Source organism: Mycobacterium sp., from assembly GCF_035640695.1.
Taxonomy (GTDB): Bacteria; Actinomycetota; Actinomycetes; order Mycobacteriales; family Mycobacteriaceae; genus Mycobacterium.
This window is the reverse complement of the sequence record NZ_DASQVQ010000057.1, coordinates 1-2921: the sequence shown is the minus strand read 5'-3', so window position 1 is coordinate 2921 and position 2921 is coordinate 1. Positions and strand designations below refer to the sequence as shown.

General features: G+C 65.9%; 5 protein-coding genes. 3 read left to right on the top strand and 2 right to left on the bottom strand.

Going from position 1 to position 2921, the window contains the following annotated elements:
- Positions 1-236 precede the first annotated feature (236 nt).
- Together VE759_RS06845 and mrf are read right to left on the bottom strand one after the other, a co-directional pair.
- Positions 237-602, bottom strand: coding sequence for an ANTAR domain-containing protein (locus tag VE759_RS06845; RefSeq protein WP_324929504.1), 366 nt, complete (start codon positions 600-602; stop codon positions 237-239).
- The gene (gene mrf, locus VE759_RS06840) at positions 599-1789 is read right to left on the bottom strand and encodes a ribosome hibernation factor-recruiting GTPase MRF (protein WP_324929502.1); all 1191 of its coding nucleotides are present in this window, start codon (positions 1787-1789) and stop codon (positions 599-601) included. The genes VE759_RS06845 and mrf overlap by 4 nt, the downstream gene beginning before the upstream one ends.
- 159 nt (positions 1790-1948) lie before the next feature.
- On the opposite strand from mrf, the gene rpsN reads away from it, so the two are divergent.
- The 3 genes from rpsN to VE759_RS06825 all read left to right on the top strand — a co-directional run.
- On the top strand, positions 1949-2254 hold the full coding sequence (gene rpsN, locus VE759_RS06835) for a 30S ribosomal protein S14 (protein ID WP_324929500.1): 306 nt from the start codon (positions 1949-1951) through the stop codon (positions 2252-2254).
- The gene (rpsR, locus tag VE759_RS06830) at positions 2255-2518 is read left to right on the top strand and encodes a 30S ribosomal protein S18 (RefSeq protein WP_324929498.1); all 264 of its coding nucleotides are present in this window, start codon (positions 2255-2257) and stop codon (positions 2516-2518) included.
- A 154-nt stretch (positions 2519-2672) separates the two neighbouring features.
- A partial coding sequence (locus VE759_RS06825) for a hypothetical protein (protein WP_324929496.1) occupies positions 2673-2921 on the top strand: 249 nt, incomplete at its 3' end.

Here is a 2921-nt window from a genome sequence, read left to right as displayed (position 1 = left end):
GCTCGGTCTCCCGTGGCGACCACGGCGAGGACTCCGCGGCGCGATCGGCAATCTGGGTCACGGCATCAACGGTCACAGCATCAACGATAAGGCGCTTGCACCGTCCAACCCAGTACGATGGCCGCGAATTGACCCCGGCTTAGGGGATTTACACACTCTACGGCGAAGCCCAAGTCCTATGGTCGCTATCCGGATGGGCTGAGTTGCGAGCAACTGTTACCAGCCAGCGGCTTCGTTCAGTCCCCCAGGCGGCCCTTGCTGTTCCCAGCGCTGGCGGTGCCGGCGTGCGCCAATTGGTCGATTGTGTGCCGCCAATGGTTGAGTGCGGTTGGATCGGCCCGCGTGTCGGTGCCTCCGCTGACCAGGCTGATCAAGGCATGGCATACACCACTGAGTCCGACGCCGGTCTCGCGGACCGCGTCAACAATGCGCTGAAAGCCCTGTTCCTCCGAGCAGCCGCATAGCGCGATGAGCACACCAACGGCAACGTCGATCTGCGTGCGCGCCGAACGTTGGGCCAGCCGGGAGCCGTTTTTCATCATTCTGGTGGTGGCGTCTTGGAAGACAACGTGGTGGTAGTCGGGACCTATGCCTGGTTTCATCGCTGATCGCCTCCTGTGTTGCGGCGTGATCCGGAGTCCTCGGGCACCCCCGGCCGTTCGTCGCAGGGGTCGTCGTGGAACTGGCCGAAGGGGTCGGCGTAGTGAATCCAGTTGTGCGGGGAGGCCATTTCGTGGTCGGTGAGTAGCGCCCCCCGCAGGGCGTCGAGAATTTCGGCGCCCTGCGCGCCACAGGTCAGCACCGTTATCGAGGTATGCCGATCCCCAAAGCGGTCATGCCACATCAGATCGGCCAGCGCGCGCCGTTCCGGATCGGCGTAGGCCACCTCGGAGGCGGTCATCGCCGCTAACCACTTGCCGGCCGAGCCGATGCGCACCGCGCCGCCGGCCGATTCGATCCATGCACACTGCTCGTAATTGTTGGCCAACCAGATGCGGCCGCGGGTGCGGATCACACCGTTGACCAGCATGTCGATGGCGGCGTGCAGCCGCTGCGGATGGAACGGGCGACGAGCACCGAACTCGAGGATTTGCACGGCGCCGTCGGCGTGCAGCGGTGGCTGGCCGGCCAGCAGCGGACCGTGCGGGTTGTCGCTGCGGCCGCGCCGCGCGTCGGGGTCCAGGTGCGCCAACGCCATCTCGACGGCATCCGGTCCCACGGTGATACGCGCGCGTGGCGCCAGGCGACCCAACACCGTCAGCGCGACCGGCTCGGGTCGGGTCAAGACCAGCACATCGGCGAACTCGGCTTGCCCGACCACGACCTGGGCCACCGTGCGCCCGTCATCGAGCTCCTCGTGGCCGAGCGCCTGCGGCAGCCAGCGCTCGCTATCGACGCAGGTCAGCACCGCGGCGATGCGCACATCCCGGGCAGCCGGACCGTCGATGTAGCCAGGAGCGACCCTGATACGGACTTGATCGATCGCCGCGCAGATCGGCTCGGGCTCCAGCCACGGCGCCAAATGCACGACGATGCGCTCGACGTCGTCACGACGGTGCAACTGGCGCAACAGGACCAACAAGTCGTTGCGGATGGTGCACGACACGCACCCGTGGGCCAGCTCCAGGGCTGCCTCCGCCGTGGTGAGCAGCCCATGCCGCAGGGTGCGTCGCACCACGTGCCCATCGAATCGGTGCTCCACCACCAGCGTCCCGGCCCGGCGCAACAGGGTGCCGGTCACCGCATCGGTGTCGCCGTGACCGGCCACCAGCACTACCGGAGTACGCATCGCCCTCCCACGCCTTATTGAAAATGATTTCCATCAACGCTACAGTCTCAGTCAACGCTTGTCGACGATGATTGTCATTACGCCACTCGGTGCGAAGGAGGTTGCCGTTGGATAACCTCGCCCCGCGCCATGTCGATTACCGCGAGGACCGCTAAGCCGATGGCCAAGAAATCCAAGATCGTCAAAAACGAGCAGCGCCGCACGGTCGTGGCCCGCTACGCCGAACGTCGCGCTGAACTCAAAGCGATCATCCGCTCACCCTCGACTAGCCTCGAGCGGCGCCTGGCCGCCCAGACCGAGTTGAGCCGTCAGCCGCGTGACGCCAGCGCGGTGCGGCTGCGCAACCGCGACGCCATCGACGGCCGCCCACGCGGGCACCTGCGCAAGTTCGGGCTATCGCGAGTGCGGATGCGCGAACTGGCCCACGAGGGTCAGCTGCCAGGGATCGGTAAGGCGAGCTGGTAGATGCCCGGCAAGTCGGCCCGGGGCCGCCGGGCCAGCCGGCCCGACATCAAACCCGGCAAGAAAAATCTGCTCAACAACCTCGGCCTTACGACAGTCGATTACAAAGACACCGCAACCCTGCGGGTCTTCATTTCCGATCGGGGCAGGATCCGGTCGCGCCGCGTCACCGGACTGACCGTCCAACAGCAGCGGCAAGTCACCCTCGCGATCAAAAATGCCCGTGAAATGGCGCTCCTGGCCTACTGCGGCCAAGGCGTCCGATGAGCCGGCGCGGGACCGGTCTGAGAACTTTATGAGCCAGTCACACCGTGCCACCCACCGCCCATTCACGCTTGCGTTGTGCGCCGCATGCCGATCGCCCCTTGCCCCGGCAATACTCGAACAGCTACGGGCCACCGTCCGCCGCTCCGATCACGGGATGCTGGTGACGACCGGCTGCTTGCTCGGAGAATTCACCTGCGCAGCTCGCGGCAAGTGTGCCGGGGCGGTATTGATGCTGCAGCCGTGCTCGATCGAACGCGTTCCACACGGACCGGCCCGCTGGATCGGTCCGATCGGCGACCCCGACGATCTTCGAATGGTGTGTTCCTGGGTGGAGCAAGGCCGGTGGATCAGCCACCTCCTGCCCGAACGCCTTCGCCTTGATCTGCAATTAAGCCACCGCGCC